Source organism: Streptomyces sp. Y7, from assembly GCF_043195415.1.
In the GTDB taxonomy this organism is placed as follows: domain Bacteria; phylum Actinomycetota; class Actinomycetes; order Streptomycetales; family Streptomycetaceae; genus Streptomyces.
In genome coordinates this window covers 517,474-538,159 of the sequence record NZ_JBIDDQ010000001.1, presented here as the reverse complement: position 1 = coordinate 538,159, position 20,686 = coordinate 517,474, and the positions used below count along the sequence as shown (strand labels likewise).

At 70.6% G+C, this 20,686-nt stretch carries 15 protein-coding genes; 6 read left to right on the top strand and 9 right to left on the bottom strand.

Annotated elements, in window-relative coordinates; all coding sequences use genetic code 11:
• Positions 1 to 20 precede the first annotated feature (20 nt).
• Positions 21 to 1,739: an acyl-CoA dehydrogenase family protein gene (locus ACGFW6_RS02145; RefSeq protein WP_393503574.1), complete on the top strand. Its 1,719-nt coding sequence runs from the start codon at positions 21 to 23 to the stop codon at positions 1,737 to 1,739.
• A 131-nt stretch (positions 1,740 to 1,870) separates the two neighbouring features.
• On the opposite strand, the gene ACGFW6_RS02140 is transcribed toward ACGFW6_RS02145, so the two are convergent.
• Positions 1,871 to 2,536: a pyridoxamine 5'-phosphate oxidase family protein gene (locus ACGFW6_RS02140; protein WP_393503571.1), complete on the bottom strand. Its 666-nt coding sequence runs from the start codon at positions 2,534 to 2,536 to the stop codon at positions 1,871 to 1,873.
• Between the two features lie 441 nt (positions 2,537 to 2,977).
• On the opposite strand from ACGFW6_RS02140, the gene ACGFW6_RS02135 reads away from it, so the two are divergent.
• Together ACGFW6_RS02135 and ACGFW6_RS02130 are read left to right on the top strand one after the other, a co-directional pair.
• A complete protein-coding gene (locus ACGFW6_RS02135; protein ID WP_393503568.1) occupies positions 2,978 to 3,775 on the top strand; it encodes a hypothetical protein in 798 nt (265 codons plus the stop codon).
• Positions 3,776 to 3,917: 142 nt separating this feature from the next.
• Entirely contained in the window at positions 3,918 to 4,967 is a 1,050-nt protein-coding gene (locus ACGFW6_RS02130) for a hypothetical protein (protein WP_393503565.1), read from the top strand.
• Between the two features lie 98 nt (positions 4,968 to 5,065).
• Here ACGFW6_RS02130 and ACGFW6_RS02125 read toward each other — a convergent pair whose 3' ends face one another.
• On the bottom strand, positions 5,066 to 7,036 hold the full coding sequence (locus ACGFW6_RS02125; RefSeq protein ID WP_393503562.1) for an SMI1/KNR4 family protein: 1,971 nt from the start codon (positions 7,034 to 7,036) through the stop codon (positions 5,066 to 5,068).
• A 408-nt stretch (positions 7,037 to 7,444) separates the two neighbouring features.
• Here ACGFW6_RS02125 and ACGFW6_RS02120 point away from each other — a divergent pair, with 408 nt between their 5' ends.
• The 3 genes from ACGFW6_RS02120 to ACGFW6_RS02110 all read left to right on the top strand — a co-directional run bounded on the left by ACGFW6_RS02120 (position 7,445) and on the right by ACGFW6_RS02110 (position 11,666).
• Positions 7,445 to 8,752: a YhgE/Pip domain-containing protein gene (locus ACGFW6_RS02120; protein WP_393503559.1), complete on the top strand. Its 1,308-nt coding sequence runs from the start codon at positions 7,445 to 7,447 to the stop codon at positions 8,750 to 8,752.
• Positions 8,753 to 8,810: 58 nt separating this feature from the next.
• Positions 8,811 to 9,764 (top strand): DUF389 domain-containing protein, encoded by a 954-nt coding sequence (locus tag ACGFW6_RS02115; protein ID WP_393503556.1) that lies wholly within the window; start codon positions 8,811 to 8,813, stop codon positions 9,762 to 9,764.
• Positions 9,765 to 9,830: 66 nt separating this feature from the next.
• A complete protein-coding gene (locus ACGFW6_RS02110; RefSeq protein ID WP_393503553.1) occupies positions 9,831 to 11,666 on the top strand; it encodes a glycoside hydrolase family 15 protein in 1,836 nt (611 codons plus the stop codon).
• Here ACGFW6_RS02110 and ACGFW6_RS02105 read toward each other — a convergent pair whose 3' ends face one another.
• The 7 genes from ACGFW6_RS02105 to ACGFW6_RS02075 all read right to left on the bottom strand — a co-directional run bounded on the left by ACGFW6_RS02105 (position 11,667) and on the right by ACGFW6_RS02075 (position 20,633).
• The gene (locus ACGFW6_RS02105; RefSeq protein WP_393503551.1) at positions 11,667 to 13,457 is read right to left on the bottom strand and encodes a cation:proton antiporter; all 1,791 of its coding nucleotides are present in this window, start codon (positions 13,455 to 13,457) and stop codon (positions 11,667 to 11,669) included.
• A 43-nt stretch (positions 13,458 to 13,500) separates the two neighbouring features.
• The gene (locus ACGFW6_RS02100; RefSeq protein WP_393503548.1) at positions 13,501 to 14,538 is read right to left on the bottom strand and encodes a cytochrome d ubiquinol oxidase subunit II; all 1,038 of its coding nucleotides are present in this window, start codon (positions 14,536 to 14,538) and stop codon (positions 13,501 to 13,503) included.
• A complete protein-coding gene (locus tag ACGFW6_RS02095) occupies positions 14,538 to 16,013 on the bottom strand; it encodes a cytochrome ubiquinol oxidase subunit I (protein ID WP_393503545.1) in 1,476 nt (491 codons plus the stop codon). The genes ACGFW6_RS02100 and ACGFW6_RS02095 overlap by 1 nt, the downstream gene beginning before the upstream one ends.
• 42 nt (positions 16,014 to 16,055) lie before the next feature.
• Positions 16,056 to 16,895, bottom strand: coding sequence for an SDR family oxidoreductase (locus ACGFW6_RS02090; RefSeq protein ID WP_393503542.1), 840 nt, complete (start codon positions 16,893 to 16,895; stop codon positions 16,056 to 16,058).
• A gap of 162 nt (positions 16,896 to 17,057) precedes the next feature.
• Positions 17,058 to 18,638 (bottom strand): GMC oxidoreductase, encoded by a 1,581-nt coding sequence (locus ACGFW6_RS02085; protein ID WP_393503539.1) that lies wholly within the window; start codon positions 18,636 to 18,638, stop codon positions 17,058 to 17,060.
• A gap of 134 nt (positions 18,639 to 18,772) precedes the next feature.
• Complete coding sequence (locus ACGFW6_RS02080) at positions 18,773 to 19,687, bottom strand: cyclase family protein (RefSeq protein WP_393503536.1); 915 nt, start codon at positions 19,685 to 19,687, stop codon at positions 18,773 to 18,775.
• Between the two features lie 238 nt (positions 19,688 to 19,925).
• Positions 19,926 to 20,633 carry a TetR/AcrR family transcriptional regulator gene (locus ACGFW6_RS02075; RefSeq protein WP_393503533.1) on the bottom strand — a complete coding sequence of 236 codons (708 nt, stop codon included), beginning with the start codon at positions 20,631 to 20,633 and terminating at the stop codon, positions 19,926 to 19,928.
• Positions 20,634 to 20,686: the final 53 nt, after the last annotated feature.

The following is a 20,686-nucleotide window of genomic DNA, read 5'->3' as shown; positions in this document are numbered from 1 at the left end:
ACCCCGGAAGGCGGACCTCCATGGCCGACTCCCTCCTCTTCAACCCGCGCACGTACGACCCGGCGCAGTTCGACCCGGAGACCCGCAGGCTGCTGCGTGCCACCGTCGACTGGTTCGAGGACCGCGGCAAGCGCCGGCTGATCGAGGACTACCGTTCCCGCGCCTGGCTGGCGGACTTCCTCGCGTTCGCCGCCAAGGAAGGGCTGTTCGCCACCTTCCTCACCCCGGCCTCCGCGGCCGGCGCCGAGGACCAGCGCTGGGACACGGCCCGGATCGCCGCCCTCAACGAGATCTTCGGGTTCTACGGTCTCGACTACTGGTACGCGTGGCAGGTGACCATCCTCGGCCTCGGACCGGTCTGGCAGAGCGACAACGCCGCGGCCCGCACCCGCACCGCCGAACTCCTCTCCCAGGGTGAGGTGTTCGCCTTCGGTCTCTCCGAGAAGACCCACGGCGCGGACATCTACTCCACCGACATGCTGCTGACGCCGGACGGCGACGGCGGCTTCACCGCGTCCGGTTCGAAGTACTACATCGGCAACGGCAACGCCGCCGGGCTCGTCTCGGTCTTCGGCCGCCGCACCGACATCGAGGGCCCGGACGGCTACGTCTTCTTCGCCGCCGACAGCCGCCACCCGGCCTACCACCTCGTGAAGAACGTCGTCGACTCCTCGAAGTACGTCAGCGAGTTCCGCCTCGACGACTACCCGGTGGGCCCGGACGACGTCCTGCACACGGGCCGCGCCGCCTTCGACGCCGCGCTCAACACCGTCAACGTCGGCAAGTTCAACCTCTGCACCGCCTCGATCGGCATCTGCGAGCACGCGATGTACGAGGCGGTCACCCACGCGCACAACCGCATCCTGTACGGCCGCCCCGTCACCGCCTTCCCGCACGTACGCCGCGAGTTGGCCGACGCGTACGTCCGCCTCGTCGGCATGAAGCTGTTCAGCGACCGCGCCGTCGACTACTTCCGCTCCGCCTCGCCGGACGACCGCCGCTACCTCCTCTTCAACCCGATGACGAAGATGAAGGTGACCACGGAGGGCGAGAAGGTCATCGACCTGATGTGGGACGTGATCGCCGCCAAGGGCTTCGAGAAGGACACCTACTTCGCCCAGGCCGCCGTCGAGATCCGGGGGCTGCCCAAGCTCGAGGGCACGGTCCACGTCAACCTCGCGCTGATCCTCAAATTCATGCGCAACCACCTCCTGAACCCTGCCGAGTTCGCGGCCGTTCCGACCCGTCTCGACGCGGCCGACGACACGTTCCTCTTCGAGCAGGGACCGGCCCGCGGCCTCGGCTCCGTACGCTTCCACGACTGGCGCCCCGCCTACGACGCCTACGCCGCCGTACCGAACGTCGCCCGCTTCCGCGAGCAGGCCGACGCCCTGTGCGAGTTCGTCGCCACCGCCGCCCCCGACGAGGAGCAGAGCCGCGACCTCGATCTCCTGCTCGCCGTCGGCCAGCTGTTCGCGCTGGTGGTGCACGGCCAGCTGATCCTGGAACAGGCCCGCCTGACGGGCCTCGACGAGGACGTGCTGGACGAGCTGTTCTCCGTCCTCGTCCGCGACTTCTCCGCCTACGCCGTCGAGCTGCACGGCAAGGACTCCGCCACCGCGGACCAGCAGAGCTGGGCGCTCGGCGCGGTGCGGCGCCCCGTCGTGGACGCCGCGCGTTCGGAGCGTGTCTGGGAGCGTGTCGAGGCACTGTCCGGGACGTACGAGATGGCACCCTGACGCCCTGCCCGGGGAACGCGTCGGCATATGACCGTCGTTGCTGCCGTAAGCAGTGACGTCCCTGCCGTGGCCTCCGCGAACTGCCGCGCGGAGGCCATCGGTTGGGCCGTGCCGACCGGCCCCCGACCGGGTCACCCCCAGCCGGGCCGCGATCCGCTTCGGGTTGCCGCCGGCTGCTCGTCCTCGTAGTACGGCGTGGACCGGTGCTCGGAGCCGGACACGAAGTACTCGGCGTCCTTCGGCCGCTGGGCGCCCGCACGCGGACGGGGCGCCGGCTCGAGGTGGGGGATGTGCTTGGAGCAGTGCACATACGCCTCCTCCACCGTGATGTGCACCCAGAATTCGGGCCGGCGTCCCGGGGCGGTGTCCACCGGAAGGCGGGGGTAGGCCCGCCGCTGCTCCTCGTCCCTGTGGAGCCGGGCCGTGCCATTGACGTGCAGACCTATGTGGTCCTGCGTGAAGTCGACGAAGAGCAGGCCGATATGCGGGTTCTCGGTGATGTTCCCCGCACTGGCGAGGACTCCGTTCCCGCGGTACTCGGGGTAGGTGACGGTGCCGTCGTCCAGCACGGTGACGAAGCCCGGGGGACCGGCACGGAAGGTGACGTCGCAGGCGCCGCCGGCGTCCGCGGTGGAGAGAAACGCCATGGTCTGCCGGCTGATGAAGTCCGCCATCCGAGGGGTGAGACGGGGCTGCACCTGCCGGTCGTAGAAGGTGGCGGCCTGCTCGGCTGTGCCGAGAAGATGCTGTAGGCGGCGCTCGCCGAGGGAACCGGTGGACTCGTGGGGGTGGGTCACGGAACGCGCTGCCTTCCTATGGCCTTGCTGGGCGTGGGGGGAGCGACGGCACTCTAACCCCGGAGGGAGCGCGGTGTCGTGGCCGGTACGGGGGCGCGACGTGCCTGCGCTGCACGGGCAGGCGGGCAGGCGGAGCGCGACGGGCGACGGTATCGGTGGTGCTGCCGGGGTTTGTGCGGGAGCGCTCTCATCGGTGGGCGCGCCGCTGTCGCGAGGGACCGGGGCGGACGTGTTCGTCCGTGCAGCTCGGGCGTACCGGCCCGCATTCGGCTGATTGGTCCGCGAAGCCGGACGCCGTGCCGGGGCGTCGGGAACGGCTCGGGTCGTTCGCCTGTGACCATGAGGCGTCCGGTGAAAAGTGATCAACGAGCAGCTCCGGGTCGCAGGGGCCGAGGTGCCGCCGCCGTGGAGCGCTCGCGGGAACGCGCTGTGGGTGATGTGGTGAACGGGTTGACCTCGCTGCCGGCCGCGGTGCTGGTCGTGGGCGGACTCCTGCTCGCCCTCCTGGTCACGGCCGCCGCACGCGTCGGCGTCCGGGCGCTCGTGCCGGTCGGGGAACAGGACCAGGTGGCGCAGATCGCCATGCCCCTGATGTCGTCACTCGGCGCCGCCTTCGCGATCTTCGCGGCACTGTCACTGTCCAGCGAGGCCGGCTACCTGCGCTCGGCGGAGGCACTGGTGAGCGACGAGGCGGCCGCCGCCTCCCGCCTGGCATGGGCGACGACCAGCCCACGAGTCCGGGCGGAGCCGATCCAAGCCGCGCTGGTGGACTACTTGCAGACCACGCGCGCCAGGGAATGGGAGGGCGCGGCGGCGGCGTCCGGCGACGACACGGCAACCGCCCGCGCGATCGCACGGCTGGAGCGGAGCGTGCGCGCCGAGGCGGCACGGCCCGAGGTGGGAACCACGACGGGCACCGAACTGGTGGTCTCCCTGGACGGGGTCACCAGCAGCCGCCGCGCCCGCGTCGCCGCCGCCTCACGCGACGTGCCCGTGCTCTACGTCGTCACACTCGTCGTCAGCGGCCTGGCCCTGATCGTCAACTCCGGCGCACTGGTCTTCCGCAACAGCCTGCGGACGTCACTGCTCGTCGCGGGCGTCGCGTGTGTGGTGGGGCTGAGCCTGGCCCTGCTCCTCGCACTCAGCGCCTCCTGGAGCGGACCGTTCATCGTGAGCGGGCATCCACTCGACGCCATCGTCGGGGACCTGAAGTCCGGCTTCTTCCAGGGCGGACCGTAGGCGGCGGGCAAGAGCGCAGCGCGAAAGCCGGGCGGGGAGAGGCGCTAGCATCTGCCCTGTTGAGGGGGAGCCATGGCATTGGTCCGCAGCGGATCACGAGGACGCTCCAGCCGCCCATCGCCCGCGCAGGAGGCCCGTCTTCGTGTCCGTGCAGTTACAGGCAGGTCTGATCAGCGCCGGTGTGTCGACGCTGATCCTCGTCCTCGGTGAGCTCTTCCTGCGGCAGCGCGCCCGGCAGGAGAAGAGGCAGGGCATCCAGGCCACGTACCAGAAGTACACGGAGCCGCTCGCGCTGAGTTCGATGGATCTCTTCTGGCGTCTCCGGGAGGTATTCGACACGTCCGGCGCGGGCTTCTACCTCCAGGGCCAGCTCCATCTGACCAAGTTCGAGCACTACAAGGCCCTCAGCACGCTGTACCGGCTCGCGGTCGTACTCGGCTGGATCCGTGCCCTGCGGCGCGAGTTGTTCTTCCTTCCCGGCGCCAGCAAGACGACGCTCGAACGGCTTGACGATGCGCTGCACTCCTTCACCTCGGCCCTGGCCGAGGGAGGGCACGTGGAAGCGAAGAGGGTCGCTTCGTTGATGCGCCTGTGGAGCGTCAGTGCGAGTCCTTCGACCGAGGTGATCACGCAGGCGGGCATCCGGATCGACCGTGAGCAGCGAAGGTTCCTCCACGAGGCGCAGGTGGCCGGCGCCACCCACTTGTCCGACGAGGACCAGCTGCGTCTGTGCCAGGCCGTGGCCGACATGCTCGCGGAGGTGGTCGAATGCCCGCGCATCGCCGACGGCATCGTGGGGGAGACCCGCCACCGGGCGGTCTCGTGTCTCGCCGTGCGCGAGGCGTGGATCTACCGTGACTGGCAGGCCGCGATCGGTGACCTGATGCTCCGTGACGCCCAGATGGGCCAGCGCCAGTTCGAAGTCATCGGATACAAGCAGTTCGAGGCGATGGGCACCAACGGTGAGGAAGAGGACCGCCTGTGGCTGCGCCGGCTCAACACGGTCATCGACGACCTCGACGTCGGCGGCGACCGCACACGCGATGCGCGCATAGACCAGCTCCGCGAGGTCTATGTGGCCACCGCGCGCATCATCGAGGCACTGCACAACGACGACGCCACCCGATCCAGGATCTCCCCGGCGACGGTACGAGCCGTCGAGGAGACGCTGGCCTCCGCGGCAACCTGCTGAAGACGCCGAGACCTCACATCCCCGTCCTGACACCCGGCCATTCTCCCGTCGCAGCGGACACGGAACACCGCACGGCCGTCGTGTGTACCGACCGCGGTTCATGGCCTACGCCGAGCCGGGTTCACCCCCCCCAGGTCGTCGTCGCCCGTGCCCTCGCCGCCCCTCGTGTGCGGGGCGCTTCGGTGCAGGCGGATCACCGCGTACGTCTCCCCGTCCCTCGGCGGACGCGTCCAGGACCGCGTGGTGAACGTGTGCAGCCGCCCGTTCGTGATGGCGTGGCGCGGCAGTCGGGCACCGAACTCCCCGGCCACCGCTTCGAGGAGCGAGCGTTCCACCTCGGCGCCGGAGACCAGGTCACCGAAGAACCGGTCCGGGTTCAGCGCCGGCGGTATCTCCCCGCTCTTCCGGACCTCGCCGTCCGCGTAGGTGAACGCGTACTGCTCGACCCCGTCCACGGACACGGACAGGTGGAAGAACGGCTCTCCGTACGACGCCCTCAGGCCGCTCCACACCACCACGGCACGGGTGCCCGCGCCGGCGCTCGCGGCGGGGGAGACGAACCGGCGCCGGTCGAACGGGGCCGGTTCGCCGTCGAAGGCGAAGCTCCAGCCGGGCCCTGCCCGACCGACCGCCATGAGCGCCCGGTCGTCGTAGGACGAGAACTCCTCCTGGTCCCGCCGGGACCGGTGGCGCGCGTCCCACAGGGTCATGGGCTCGTTGAGCACCGTGTCGCGGCCCGCGAGGCGTCCGGGCAGTTCCTCCGGCTCGACCCCCTCCATCAGGACGAACCGGTAGGACGTGCGGTTGTTGCCCGGGTCCGGCACCGCGAGCCACGCCAGGTCGCCCGGGTCGAGCGGAGCCGTCGGGCTCGGTGCCTCACCCGTCTGCCCGCCCCGCGGCGTGGACAGCAGCTCGCGGCCCCGCTCCGGAGTCAGCAGCGGCCCGAGGAGAGGGTCGGCCACCCATCCCAGGGGCGCCAAGTGGTCGGGTCCCAGCGGCTCCCACAACGGCAGCGCAGCAGTCAGTGTCCGCCACGCCCCGTCCGTGTCCCCCCAACGTGCCAGCTTCCGCGCCCGCTCGACCGCTTCCCCGAACGGCCCGGCCGCCATATACCGGTACGTGCCGTTGCGGATCTCTTCCAGCGTCGCGTACGCCGACGACACCAGGTCACCGTCGGCGCCCCGCAGATGGAACGTCAGCGTCGAGTCGTCCCGGTACGAGTGCGCGGCGTGCTCGGCGACCAGCGGGGGCAGCAGCTCGGGCGCGTACAGAGGGTCCGTCACCAGGCCGTCGAAGTACACCATGTAGGTCTCTCCGAGCAGGCGTCGTATCTGGTCCCCCAGCCCGGCCGCGCGTGGACGGCCGTATCCCTTGGCCTCGTCCAGTGAACCAGCGGCCGCCTCCCAGTTGCCGCGCAGCGCCTCCAGCCGGGCCTCCTCCACCCGGGCGTCCAGCTCTCGCGTCGTGTCGTTGACGAACGCGGGCTCACCGTCGCCCGGGCGGGACCGCAGGCTGTGCAACTCCCGGTACATGTCCCGCATGAACGCGAGGAAGTTCTCGTGCCGCTCGGGTGGCGCGGCCCGCCAGCTCGCCCAGGTGTAGACGGCCCACTCGCCGTCCTCGTCCACGTCCTCGGGGTCCAGGAGGACATGGGTGATGTCGGACTCCACGTCGAGCTGCAGCCCGCGCCGCCAGAGCTCCGCCTCCCGCCGCTCCTCGGGCCCGGCGTCCTCGTCCAGAGACTCCTCGAACAGGTCCGCGAGTCCCGACTCGTTGTCGTGCCAGTGCGCGTGCTCGGTCCCGGCCAGCAGCCACACGAACCCGCCCGCGTGCCGCCATCCGTCACAGACCTTGAGGAACTCCCGGTACGACGGCGGCATCCGGCGGCCCAGGCGCTCCTCCATCGCCGCGATCCGCTCTTCGGACGCGGGCGGAAACCCCAGCCAACGCGCCTGCCGGGCAGCCTCGTCGTCCTCGCCCTGCGCCTCGCCGTGCGGGAGGGAATCGGCCCACTCCCCGCTCCACCTGAGCAGGAAGGACCGCCAGTCGAATGCCGTGGTGTCCGTCATACGGCCGATGCTGCCACCTGCCACTGACAGTGCCGGGCGGCAGCCGTGGCCACTCGCAGTGCCGGGCCGGCAGCCGTGGCCGGCGAAAGTCCCGTACCCGCGCGATGAGTTGTGCCTGCCGGGCACGTCCCACCCTGCCCGCCCGGCGGGTGACGTGCGGATCATGCACGGCTCGCACGGCTTCGTCCGACCCCGGCCGGGCCGGGCGCCGTGCTCCCGAGCCCCGGTCGTGTCGTGAAGGGATGCCCCGACCGCGCAGGGCTATCGTCGCTCGAGGGTCGGCCATGATCGTCGCTCCCGGGTGTGCGGGCCGCCGCGACACCCGGCGTGCGGCTCCTGCGCCACAGTCGACCGCCCACACCGCAGGCAGGCCCAGACAGCGCGGCACCGTGTCCCCATTGGAGTTCCATGACCTCAGCGGATTCCGGGCAGCAGCAGACGTCGCTCGCACGCGCCTCCGCCGTGGCGCGTCACGGAAAGCTCTGGCTGGTGCCGACGATCCTGGCCTCGCTGGTGGCCCTGTGCCTGACGCTGCTCTACCTGGGCGGCATCCTCAATCCGAACGGGAACCTGCGCGATCTCCCGATCGCCCTGGTCGACGCGGACCAGGGGCCGCCGCTGCCGGGACAACAGCAGACCCTGGGCGCGCAGGTGAGCCGGGCGGTCATCGCACAGACCCCGGCGGACACCGTGGACTGGCGCCGGCTCAGCCAGGCCCGGATGCAGGACGAACTCGACTCGGGCAAGATCTACGGCGCCCTGGTCATCCCGGCCGACTTCACCACGTCGGTGGGGGCACTGACGACCGCCAAGGCCACGGCGCGGCCCGCCCTCACCGTCCTGACCAACCCCGGGCTGGGCAGCCTCGGCTCCTCCCTGGCCAGTCAGATCACCCAGCGTGCGGCTCACCAGACATCCCTGACGATCGGTCGGCAACTGACCAGCCAGTCGTCCGCGCCGGAGGCCGACACCACGACCCGTGTGCTGCTCGGCGATCCGATCACCGTCACCACCAAGGTGGGCCACCCCATCGGCAGGCACAGCGGCCTCGGACTGACCGCCTTCTACTTCGCCCTGCTCCTGGTGCTCACCGGGTTCGTGGGCGGAAACATCATCAACAACGGCGTCGACGCGGGCCTGGGCTACACCGACAACGAGATCGGGCCCTGGCATACCCGGCGCCCCACGGTGCCGATCAGCCGCACGCAGACGCTGCTGCTGAAGATGCTCATGACCGCGGGCATCACCGTGCTCACCACCAGCCTGCTGATGATCGCCGCGATCGGGATCCTGGGCATGGACGCATCGCACCTGCCGCTGCTGTGGATCTTCTCCTACTGCGCGAGCCTGGCCGTGGGCCTGGGCGTGCAGGCCATCAACGCGGCCTTCGGCGGGATCGGCCAGGTGGTGTCCATGTTCGTGTTCATCGCCCTGGCCCTGCCGTCGTCGGGGGCGACGATCCCCCTCCACGCCGTTCCCGGCTTCTACCGCTTCCTGGCGCTGTTCGAACCCATGCGGCAACTGAGCGACGGGGTGCGCGCCATCCTGTACTTCGACGCCCGGGCCGACGCCGGACTGACCCGCGGCTGGGTCATGATCGCCATCGGCGTGGCCCTGGCCCTGCTGTTCGGGTTCGCCATGACCCTCTACTACGACCGCAAGGGGCTCCACCGCCTGACCGCGCGGCCCCCCGCGACGGCCGGCGAGGCACCGTGACCGGCACCAGCGCGAGCGTGCGCGCACCCATCACGGTGCGCGTGGGCCGGGGACCGGCATGGACCTGATCCACTTCAGGATCGTCGTGCCGTCCGAGCTGACCGAGCGGACCGTCGGCCTGCTCACGGCGGACGATCATGTCCTCAATCTCGTGGTCGTTTCCTCGGCGGCGCACACGCCCGACGGCGACGCGCTCGAATGCGACGTCATGAAGGGCGCCGCCAACGGCGTGCTGGGCAGCCTGCGCGCTCTGGGGGTCGACCGGGTGGGCGCGATCGCCGTCGAGGACGTCGAGATGATGTTCTCGAAGCGTGCGGAGCAGATCGAGGCCGACGAGCCCAGCGCACTCGTCCACACCCCGCTGTGGGCCGCGGTCGAGGCCCACATCCGGGCGGAGGGCACCTACCTGCCGTCCTTCTACCTGTTCCTGGTCATCGCCGGGATCATCGGCTCGGTCGGCATCATGTCGAACTCCCAGATCCTCATCGTGGCGGCGATGGTCGTCGGCCCCGAGTACAACGCGATCGCGGGAGTCGCCCTCGGGCTCGACCGCGGCAACCGTCGCAGAGTGCGTGAAGGTGCCCGCGCGCTGACCATCGGCTTCCTGCTGGCGATCGTCGTCACGTTCGCGTTCGCCGTGCTGGCGCGAGCCGCCGGCCTGGAGTCGGAGGCGTTTCGGCGCGGCGTGCGCCCTGTCTCCCAACTCATCGACACACCCAGCTTCTTCTCCCTGGTCGTGGCCTGCCTCGCCGGGATCGTCGGCATCGTCTCGCTCACCGAGGCACACGCCAGTGCCCTCCTCGGCGTCTTCATCTCCGTGACCACGATTCCGGCCGCCTCGGACATCGCCGTCTCCGTCGCCTTCACCGACTGGTCCGAGGCCCGGGGATCGCTGCTCCAGCTCCTCATGAACGTGTCGGTCCTCGTGATCGTCGGCTTCCTCACCCTGCGTACCCAGCGACGACTCTGGCGGCGCGCGAGTCGCCGAGCTGCCACGGAGGCGGAGGGCTAGCGGCAGACTTACGCTGGTCAAGGGGGCGCCACCCGAGGGACGACAGATGCTGGAAGGGGCGCCCCGATGGACGAGTACCCGTTGATCGAGAACCACGGTCTGATCGGCGACCTCCAGACCGCGGCGCTGGTGACCACGGACGGGACGGTCGACTGGCTCTGCTGTCCCCGCTTCGACTCGCCGAGCGTGTTCGGTGCTCTGCTGGACAAGGGCAAGGGCGGTCACTGCACGGTCCGGCCGGCTCATGAGATGTACGCGACCAAGCAGTTGTACCTTCCCGACACGGCGATCCTGGTGACCCGGTTCATGACGGAGGCGGGCGCGGGCGAGGTGGTCGACTTCATGCCGGTGACCGGAACGACGGCCACCGCCTGCCACCGGCTGGTCCGGATGGTCCGCTGCGTGCGCGGCAGCATGACGTTCGAGATCGACATCGCGCCACGGTTCGACTACGGACGCAAGCCGCACGAACTGCACGTCACCGAGCACGGAGCGGTGTTCGCCTCGGACGACCTGCGACTGACCGTGCACTCGATCCGGGAACCGGACGACGAGCGACTGCTGAACTCACTCGTCGGAGACCGTGACCTGCACCTCTCGCTGAGCCTGCAGGCGGGCCAGCAGCGCGGGCTGATGCTGGAGTCCGCCGCCGACGGACCACCGAGGGAGATCGGGCTCACCGAGTACCAGCAGGTCTTCGACGACACCATCCGGTTCTGGCGTTCGTGGCTGAACCAGTCGCGCTACTCGGGTCGCTGGCGGGAGGCAGTGGAACGCTCCGCGGTCACGCTCAAGCTCATGACCTACGCCCCCACCGGCGCGGTGGTCGCCGCTCCCACGGCGGGCCTGCCCGAACAACTGGGCGGCGAACGCAACTGGGACTACCGGTTCACCTGGATCAGGGATGCCTCCTTCTCCGTGTACGCCTTGCTGGGCATGGGATTCACGCAGGAGGCGAAGGCGTTCATCGCCTGGCTCGGCGAACGGATCAAGGAACGGGCAGGCGGCGAAGGAGGCACCGGCCCGCTGAACATCATGTACACGGTCGACGGCTCCTCCGACCTGACGGAGGAGATCCTGGAGCACTGGGAGGGCTACGAGCGATCGGCTCCCGTGCGCATCGGCAACGGGGCGGCCACGCAACTCCAGCTGGACATCTACGGCGAGGCGATGGACAGCATCTTCTTCGCGCAACGGCACGGCATCCACCCGGGCCACCAGGGGTGGACCGGGCTGATCACGGTCCTGGACTGGCTGGCGGACCACTGGGACCAGGCCGGCGAGGGCCTGTGGGAGACCCGCGGCGGCCGTGAGCACTTCACGTACGGCCGGGTGATGTCCTGGGTCGCGTTCGACCGTGCGCTGCGCCTCGCGGAAGGCACCGGGCGCCCTGCCCCGGCCGAACGCTGGAGCGGCGTGCGGGACGCCATCTACGAGCAGGTCATGGCCAAGGGATGGAACGACGCCCGTGGGGCCTTCGTCCAGCACTACGGCGGCGATGTGCTCGACTCCTCCCTGCTCCGCATGCCGACGGTCGGCTTCATCACCCCCGACGACCCGATGTGGGCCTCGACGCTGAACGCCATGGAACAGGAGCTGGTCACCGACAGCCTGGTCTACCGGTACAACCCCGAGGCCTCGCCCGACGGGTTGCGCGGTTCGGAGGGCACCTTCTCGCTGTGCACCTTCATGTACGTCGACGCGCTGGCCCGCGCGGGGCGGACCGACCAGGCCAGGCTCGTGCTGGAGAAGATGCTCGGGTACGCCAACCACCTCGGCCTGTACTCCGAGGAGATCGCCCTGACGGGCCGTCAACTCGGCAACTTCCCACAGGCGTTCACCCATCTGGCGCTCATCGACGCCGCCATCACCCTGGACGCGGCTCTGAACCGGCGACGGTAGTCAGCCCAGGACGCGTGCGCCCGTGGAGTTCTCCGTGCCGTCGTGCGGTACCGGTCCGAGCAGCACGAGCCGGTCGCCCTCGGCCGGTGTGACCTCCTGCGCCTCGGTGACCGGTTCGAGCCGGCCGTCGGCACGCACCAGGAAGAGCGTCGTGTGTCCCGGAGGCACCGGGTCGGAGGCGGGCCGCACGAGAAAGCGGGCCCCGCGCCCGTGCCGGGCGGCCAGGGTGTCCCGGACGAGGCCGGGGCCGAACAGGACACCGCCCCCGGTGTACGGGGCCACGACGCCCTTGCGGTCGGGCGGCGGGCCGATGCGGTAGACCGGTCCTTCGACCCTGTCCTGCACGATCACCGAGGCGAGGGCGTTGAAGTCGTCGTTGTCGGTGAGCAGGAGCACCGCTGTGATGCCCTCCAGTTCGGCCTCGGGGTCGGTCACCGTGGCGAGGAGTTCCCCCGGGGCGAGCTCGAACCCCGCCTCGGTGATCCGGTCCCGTTCCCGCGGGAGTCCGGCCCACATCACCACGTCCAGTCCCGCCGTCCTCAGCGAACGCGCGATGTCGACCGACCAGGGTGCGCCGCCCACCAGCAGGGGCCGGGTCCGCGTCGGCCGGACGACGCCGAGCCGGGCGGCCACCGGTCTGGCGGTCAGCGCGTACACCAGAACCGTCCCGACGATCACGAGGAAGGTGATCGGCAGGATCTTGTCGGCGCCGCGCAGTCCCTTGTCGACGAGCGTGGCGGAGAACGTGGAGGCGGTGGAGGCGGCGACGATCCCCCGGGGCGCCATCCAGCCGATGAAACGCCGCTCCCCGGGCGCGACGTCCGTCCGCGCCGCCGCGCAGGCGGCGACCAGTGGCCTCACGACCAGGACGAGCGCCCCCACGAGGGCCAGCGAGGGAAGCAGGACGGGTGTGACGGCCTTGGGCGCGACCGTGGCGGAGATGGAGATGAACAGCAGGCCGATGACCAGTTCGACGACGGTTTCGAAGAAGGGCCGGCGGGCCGGCATGTCGAACCCGGGGAGGTTCGCCAACGCCATCCCGATGACGATCGCCGCGATGAGCCCGGTGTCGTCGAACACCATGTCGCATCCCGCGGACACCGCGACGACGGTGGCCAACTGCGCGAGCGTACCCAGCGTCTCGCCGAGTCGCAGCCTGCGCAGCGCGAACCACAGCAGCGCGACGCCGATCGCACCGCCGGCCAGGCCCACGGCCATGCTGCCGGTGAAGGTCCCGAACCGGAATCCTCGACTCTCCTGGGATCGGACGATGACGTGGAAGACGACCGCGCCGAGGATGCCACCGAGGGGATCGATCAGCGAGCCTTCCCAGATCAGGATCCTGCGCACCCGGTCGGTCGGTCCGACATGGTCGAGCAGGGGACCGACCACGGTCGGGCCGGACACCACCAGGATCACGCCGACCATCAACGCCACCGTCAGGGACACGTCGAACAACGCGGTGACCAGCCCCAGACAGGCCCCCCAGGTGATGAAGACCCCCAGCACGATCAGCCGGGCCACCACGCGCCGGGTCTCGCCCAGCAGATGCCGCAGATCGAGCCCCAGCCCGGCGTCGTAGAGGATGACGGCCACCGCCAGCGAGACGAGGGGCGTGAAGTCGGGTACCAGCCGGTCGGGGTGGATGACGTCGGTGAGCGCTCCGGCGGTGAAGCCGACGGGCAGCAGCACGACCAGTGAGGGGACGTGCAGCCGGCTCGCCAGGATCTGGGAGCCGACCGCCAGCACCACGGTCAGTCCGATGCCCAGCAGGATCTGCTCTTCGCTCACGGCGGTCCCGTTCCTGTCGAACGCGGTGGTGCGGCGGCGGGGGTCAGCCCCGGTCCCCGGCGCCGCCTCGCCGCAGGTCGGCGTCGGTGAGGGACTCGAGTTCGCCGTGCGTGTCCAGCCAGTACAGGAGCACGACGGCCGGGAGGACGAGCAGCACGGCCACCAGAGTGACGACACCGAGCCAGCGCAGCGTGCCGGGGGCGCCCGCCCCCTCGGCGATGGTCAGGGAGGTGGGAATGAGGTACGGGCGCTGGGCCATGCCCCAGGCGATCACGGCCGAGGCGACGACCGCGACGGCCGTCACCCGCGACCAGGAGCCGGAGGCCGTCAGCAGCAGCCCGCCGGTCGCGAGTGTGGCCACCGCCGCCAGGACCACGAAGACCAGGCCCACGCCGTGGGTCAGACCGTGCCAGACATGCGGGGCGTCGTCATGGGTGACGAACAGGGTGATCACCGCGAGTACGGCGACGGCGGCGAGCGCCCCGAGGCCGCGCCTGCGGAAGTAGCCGTCGAGGTCCGGAGCCTCGAAGCGCCGGGCGTCGGCCGCCAGGAACACGGCCCCCAGCAGCGCCGTCGTGGCGATGGCGAGCAGGCCGAAGAGCAGGGACGTGGGGTTGGACCAGGCGTCGGCCGCCGCGGGTGTGCCCGGGGCCACCCGGCCGGAGGCGACGCCGCCGGCCGCCGCACCGAAGAAGAACGGGGTCAGCAGCGACGAGACGGCGAACACGGCCCCGTACAGGCGTCGCCCGGCGAGCCGGCGGCTGGGCTTGCGCAGGGCGAAGCCGGCGCCCCGCAGGACCATGCCCACGGCCGCCAGGGCCAGGGGCAGCCACATGGCGGAGAACACCGTCTGGAACATCACCGGGAAGCCGGTCCACATGATGACCAGCACGAAGATCAGCCAGACGTTGTTGACCTCCCAGACGGGGGCCATCGCATGGTCGATCAGCCGGCGGGGCCGCTCGCCGCGCTTGGCTCCCCCCGCCGTCAGATCCCAGAACCCGGCCCCGTAGTCGGTGCCGCCGCCGCAGCTGTAGGCGGCCACCGCGAGCAGCAGCACGACGGCGATGACATCGGCCATCACGATCCACTGCCTTCGGTCGGTCCGGTGCCGGACGGGCGGGAGTCCCCGACGGGGACGGCGGGGCGGGGGCCATAGGGGGTGTCCGCCTCCGGGCCCTCCACCGGCCGGCCGGCCGCCTGCTGTTCGTCGGCGCGGCGCCAGCGGGTGCGCATCTTGAGCAGCACGGCGAGGAACGAGCCGAAGACGAACACGTACACCACGATCACCACGCTGAAGGTGATCCACAGTCCGGTGGAATGGGTGGCCGTCACCGCTTCGGCGACCCGCATGTTCTCGTAGACGATCCACGGCTGGCGGCCCACCTCAGTGGTGATCCAGCCGCATTCGACGGCGACCACGGAGGCGACGCCCGCGCAGGCGGCGGCGCGGTAGAACCACGTCGACTCGGGCAGCCTGCGGCGGCGCCACCAGACCAGGGCGTACCACAGGGCGAGCAGCACCAGCAGGGAGCCGATGCCCACCATGGCGTCGAAGGCCCAGTGGGCGATGGTGGCCTGCGTGGCGTTCGGACGCTGGTCGGCGGGCACCGACGTCAGGCCGGTCACCTTGGTGTCGGGGCTGAATCCCGCCAGGATCGAGTCGAACTGCGGAATCTTGATCCCGCCGGAGATGGTGCCGTCCGGGTGCAGCCGGCCGAACAGGTACTCCGGCACGTGGGTGTCGGTCTCCCAGACGATCTCCATCGCGGCGAACTTGATCGGCTGCTTGTGGAAGACCTGCCGGGCGATCGAGTCGCCCAGCATGAACTGGACGGGCGTGCACACCGCGGCGACGGTGAACGGGACGGTGAAGCCGAGGCGGTGGTAGCGGTCCCGGCGTCCGCGCAGCCACCCGGTGGCGTAGACACCGGCCACGACGTAGCCGGCGGTCACCAGCATGGCCACGACGAAGTGCCAGTACTGCGGCCCGAACATCGGCGTGAAGATCGCCTTCCAGATGTTCACGTCCGTCGGGTTGCCCTCGGCGTCGAGCGTGAAGCCCCGCGGCGTGTTCATCCAGGAGTTGGCGGCCAGGATGCCGAACGCCCCGAGCAGGGCCGCCGCGGGCAGCGGAAGCCCGAGCAGGAAATGGGTACGCGGCTTCAGACGCCGCCAGCCGTACAGGTAGATGGCGATGAGCACGGCCTCCAGGAAGAAGGCCCACGCCTCGACCCCGAAGCCGATCCCGAAGACATCGCCCCAGCGGCCCATCAGGCCGGGCCACAGCAGCCCGAACTCGAAGGACAGGACCGTGCCGGTGACGACGCCGATCGCGAACTGGACCGCCATCACGGCCGACCAGCGCCGTGCCAGCAACAGGGCGGTCGCGTCGCCCTTGCGCAGCCCGTACCCGTGCATGATGAGCGTGATCAGCGGCAGCGCAACACCCAACGGCACCAGGATGATGTGCGAGGCGAGGGTGAAGGCCATGAGCGACCTGGCCGGCAGCATCTGCGGCGGCGCGTCCGCCAGCAGATGCATCGCGCTGTGCATATGTGTCTCCCCGAGAGCCGACGACGACGCGGACGAGTGCGGTCAGCCGCCGGTGGCGAATCCGGGGAAGAGGGTCATGCCGCCGTCCACGTAGAGGGTGGTTCCCACGACGTAGTCCATGAGGTCGGAGGCGAGGCTGACGGCCGCGTACGCGATGTCCTCGGCGTCACCGACGCGCCCGTAGGGAATCAGCCGCAGAAGATCCCGCTCGGCCTCGGGGGTCTCCCAGGCGCTGCGGTTGATGGGCGTCTTGATGGCCCCGGGGGCGATCCCGTTCACCCGGATCCGCTTCGGGGCGAGTTCCTGCGCCAGGGTCTGCATCAGCATCTGCACGCCGCCCTTGGAGGCCGCGTAGTTGACGTGACCCGTCCACGGGATGAGCTGGTGGACCGAGCTCATGCAGATGATCTTGCCCGCGGACCGTGACACCTCGGGTACGACCCCGCGCCGCAGGAACTCCTTGGTCGCCTCCCGGGCGCACAGGAACTGCCCGGTGAGATTGACGTCCAGTACCTTCTGCCACTGGGCGAGGGTCATGTCGGCGAGCAGAGCGTCCCGCTGGAGCCCGGCGTTCGCGACGAGGATGTCGATCGTCCCGAACTCCGCGATCATCCACTCCATCATGGCCACGACCTGGCCCTCTTCGGACACGTCCGCCTCGTACGCCGCCGCCCGCACGCCGAACGAGCTGATCTCCTCGGCCACCTTCTCGGCTTCGTCGCGGCCGGTCACGTAGTTGACGACCACGTCCGCTCCGGCTCTGCCCAGACCGATGGCGGTGGCCTTGCCGATTCCGGAGTTGGCTCCGGTCACCAGTGCCTTCTGCCCCCGCAGCAGCTGGGAGGGAATCACCTTCTGGGACCGGCCCTCGGCGGAACTCACGATCGACTGCCTCCTCGACTGCACGGCCCTGTCGGGGCAGGCCGCGGCCCGCCCCGAGTTCGCGCGTCACACAATCACCGGGTGCGGGGGACCTCGTGGACGGCGGGCCGGTGTTGGGCCGCCTGGCCGACGAGGTTCGCCCGGACAGAGGTGGGTCGGGCGTCAGCTCAGCCGTTCCAGCAGATGGTCGCCCACACGCAGGGCGTTGGCGATGGCCGTGAGCGACGGGTTGACCGCGCCGATGCTCGGGAAGAAGCTCGTGTCCACGACGTAGAGGTTGTCCACCTCGTGCGCCCGGCAGTTGACGTCCAGGGCCGAGCTTGCCGGGTCGTCGCCGAAGCGGACGGTGCCGGCCTGGTGTGCCGTGGCACCGATCGGCATGCCCTTGTGCAGGTAGATGCTGTGGTCCAGCAGATGGTGCTCGTGCATGCCCAGATGGCCGAGCATGTGCTGGAGTCTGTGCCGCAGGCGCTTGAGTCCGGCGATGTTGTTGTTCTCGTCGAGGGCGAGGTGGATGCGGCCGTCACCGTCCAGGGTGACGCGGTTGCCGGGGAGGGGGAGGTCCTCTCCGCACAGCCAGAAGTCGACGGCGTGATGGGCCAGCACCGCGAAGGGCATGTCCGGGGCCACGGCTCCGGCCCAGCGCGGGGCCTCGCCGTGGATCTGCTCGGCGTCCGACTTGCCGAGCATCTGGATGCCCCCGAGCGGATAGTCCCAGTCGTCCGCGCCCAGGTACCAGTCGTGCAGGGCGAGCGTCTTCTGGAACTTGGTGTCATTGGGTTCCTTCGACACCGCCATCAGCGCGAGGTTGTTGTGCCGCATGTAGTGCCGGCCGACCACGTCGGAGCCGTTGGCCAGGCCCTGGGGATGGTGGTCGTTCGCCGAAGCCAGCAGCAGCGCGGCCGAGTTGACGGCCCCGCACGCGACGACCACGATGTCGGCGCTGAACCGGGCCTCCTCGCCGCTCGCGAGCCGGGCGACGACCGTGTCGACCCTGCGCCCCGTCGGGTCGGTCGCCAGCCGCACCACGTGGGCGTTGGTGATCATCTCGACGTTGGGGTGCCGCAGGGCCGGGTCGACGCAGATCACCTGGGCGTCGGACTTGGCGCGCACGAGACACGGGAAGCCGTCGACCCGGTCGCAGCGGATGCACACGCTTGCATGGGTCGCCCGGCCGGCTTCGTCCTGGGTCAGGTTGACGCCGATGGGCAGATGGAAGGGGTGCAGGCCCTGCTTCTCCAGGTCGTCGCTGAGCTGCTGGATACGGGGCTCGTGTGCGACCGGCGGGTACGCGTACTGCTCGCCGGCCGGGCCCTCCCAGGGGTCCTCGCCATGCCGCCCGTGCACCAGGTAGAGGTGTTCCGCCTGGGTGTAGTACGGCTCCAGGTCGTCGTAGCCGATCGGCCAGGCGGGCGAGAGTCCGTCGTGATGGCGCAGTTCGCCGAAGTCCTCGGGCCTGAGCCGGAACAGGGCCGCCCCGTAGAACTTGGTGTTGCCGCCGACGTAGTAGTTGACCTCGGGCGGGAACTCCCGGCCCTGCTGGTCGAACCAGAACTCCGGGGCCCGGTACTTGCCTTTGACGAAGACCGAGGTGGAATCCCAGTTGTCCCGCTCTCGTGGGAGGTAGTCCCCACGTTCGAGGATGAGGACCCGTTTCCCGGAGGGAGCCAGCCGGTGGGCGAGAGTGCCACCGCCGGCACCGGTGCCGATGATGATGACGTCGTAGTGGGGGGTGTCGCCCACAGCGACCACCGTCCTCGGGTCAGCGGTCCCGCGTCCTCCCCTGGGGGACCAGTCACGCCTGCTCCGTCCCTTCGAACGTATACGCCCTTCGGCGGCTCGGCACCTGGGGACGACCCGTGCCCGGGACGGCCAGCTCAGAGCACGGCGATCGGATTCACCGGGCAGCCGGTGGCCGCGGGCAACCGCAGCGGCGCGACCACGCTCAGGAAGTGCCAGCGGTCCAGCTCCGCGCACGCCGGGGCCAGCTCTTCGAAGTCCAGGTAGTCCAGCAGATGCACCCCCATGGCCTGCATCGCCAGCACGTGCACGGGAAACGCGATCCCCGCCACCGGGCTCGGAGCGATGTCGTTGTTGCCGTCCGAGCCCAGCACAGCGACCTGCCGCTCGGCCAGCAGCTCCATCGCCGTCGGATGCAGTCCCGCCCGGGCCCGCGCCGCGTCCCACGCGCCGAGCTCCCGCCGCCTGCGCCGGTGCCCGACGCGCACGAACAGCAGGTCTCCCGGCCCGGTCAGGACCCCTTGCGCGGCCTCGGCCGCCCTGAGGTCGTCGGCCGTCACCTCGTCGCCGGGCTCCAGCCAGGGCACTTCGCGCAGCCGTGCGATGTCCAGGAGCACACCACGGCCGACGATTCCGTCGTGCAGCAGGTCGAGCGTGAGCGCGGTGGCACCGTCCGGAGTCACGGTGCCGGCCGGAACGCCTCCGTAGAGCTCGCCGTCGAACAGCACGTGGCACAGCGCGTCGAGGTGGCTGTCCGCGTCACCGTGGACGTTCATGGCGAAACGGTCCAGGGCGAAGTGCAGCCCGGCGGCTTCGGTGTCCCGGCGGGAGGGGCCCGTCATCCGGTGCGTCGCCGGATGCGGGTTGTCCGGCCCGGGGTGCGCCTCGATGGGCGCGGCCAGGGAGACGCTGCGGCCGTACCGCACGCCGGCGGTGGCTGCCGACACCCGCTCGGGGGTCAGATGGACCAGAGCGCCGCGGCTGTGCTCCGCGCCGGTTCGCGCCTGGTCACGCAGCTGCCGGTACAGCGACCGGAACGCCTCCTCGGACATCGGACGCGGAGCCTGCCGGCCGGGCGCCGGCGGGTCCGGGCGGGACGTCATGGGGACCGACCGCCCGCGCGAGGGGCGCCTGGCTTCCCGGCGCGGGACGCCGGACGCGGACCGGCTCCGCTCGTACGAGCCTGCACGCCGACCTCCTTCCGCTGCGACAGAGGCCGATGTCTCCAATCTCCGGTGCCGCAGCCGCAGCCGCATCCCGGAGGGGACGACGGCGCCTCCGGCGGTACGCCTACTCCTGGCCGGGCGGCAGCCCACCGCCCAGGCGGTTCAGCAGGGCGTACGCGTCGTCCCTGGCGGCGGCCACCGTCCGCTCGTCGAGCCCGCACAGCCGTAGACACGACGACGCGATGACATCCGTGTCGGCCGGCTCGGGAGCACGGGTGCGCCGTATCTGGATGACGACCTCCACCAGCTGGATCAGCAGTTCCCCGAGCCGCTCCGGCGGAATGCCCGCGGTCACGCCCTGGGTCGCCGCCGCAGCGCCCAGAGCCCCGTAACTCTGCTGCAGCCGGCTCCGGTCGGCGCGGAAGGCGTCGAACCGATCGGTCAGCACCTCCGGCAGCAGATACAGCGTGCCGATGTTGTGCGGGGTGCTCGACAGGGTGCGGACGTCTGTCGCGGCCACCGCGTAGAGCGCCGCGGCCGCACCGGCCTGCTCCGGCACGCACGCCTGGACGCGGTCGACCATCTCCAGGCTCGGCCGGACCGAGGTGGCGAGGAGCTCGGCGAGGATGTCGTCCTTGGTGGCGAAGTGGTAGTAGAGCGAGGCCTGTCGGATGCCCACCCGCTCGGCGATCATCCTGGTGCTGGTGGCGGCGATCCCGTGTGCGACGAAGAGCGAGGCGGCGGCGTCCAGGATCTGTTCGCGACCGGAGGCGTTCGGATCGGACGGCGGCGTGTGCCGGGGTCTTCCTTGGCGCGGCCGCGTGGTCTTCATGGCCCCATCCTGCCACTCCGCCGGCGGCGCCCCCTCGCTGTGGACATGGGGGG

Coding starts and splice junctions, on each gene's coding strand:
- ACGFW6_RS02145 (WP_393503574.1), top strand. CDS start 21: ATGGCCGACTCCCTCCTCTTCAACCCGCGCACGTACGACCCGGCGCAG.
- ACGFW6_RS02115 (WP_393503556.1), top strand. CDS start 8,811: ATGGACCTGATCCACTTCAGGATCGTCGTGCCGTCCGAGCTGACCGAG.
- ACGFW6_RS02120 (WP_393503559.1), top strand. CDS start 7,445: ATGACCTCAGCGGATTCCGGGCAGCAGCAGACGTCGCTCGCACGCGCC.
- ACGFW6_RS02110 (WP_393503553.1), top strand. CDS start 9,831: ATGGACGAGTACCCGTTGATCGAGAACCACGGTCTGATCGGCGACCTC.
- ACGFW6_RS02100 (WP_393503548.1), bottom strand. CDS start 14,538: ATGGCCGATGTCATCGCCGTCGTGCTGCTGCTCGCGGTGGCCGCCTAC.
- ACGFW6_RS02080 (WP_393503536.1), bottom strand. CDS start 19,687: ATGTCCGAGGAGGCGTTCCGGTCGCTGTACCGGCAGCTGCGTGACCAG.
- ACGFW6_RS02095 (WP_393503545.1), bottom strand. CDS start 16,013: ATGCACAGCGCGATGCATCTGCTGGCGGACGCGCCGCCGCAGATGCTG.
- ACGFW6_RS02125 (WP_393503562.1), bottom strand. CDS start 7,036: ATGACGGACACCACGGCATTCGACTGGCGGTCCTTCCTGCTCAGGTGG.
- ACGFW6_RS02075 (WP_393503533.1), bottom strand. CDS start 20,633: ATGAAGACCACGCGGCCGCGCCAAGGAAGACCCCGGCACACGCCGCCG.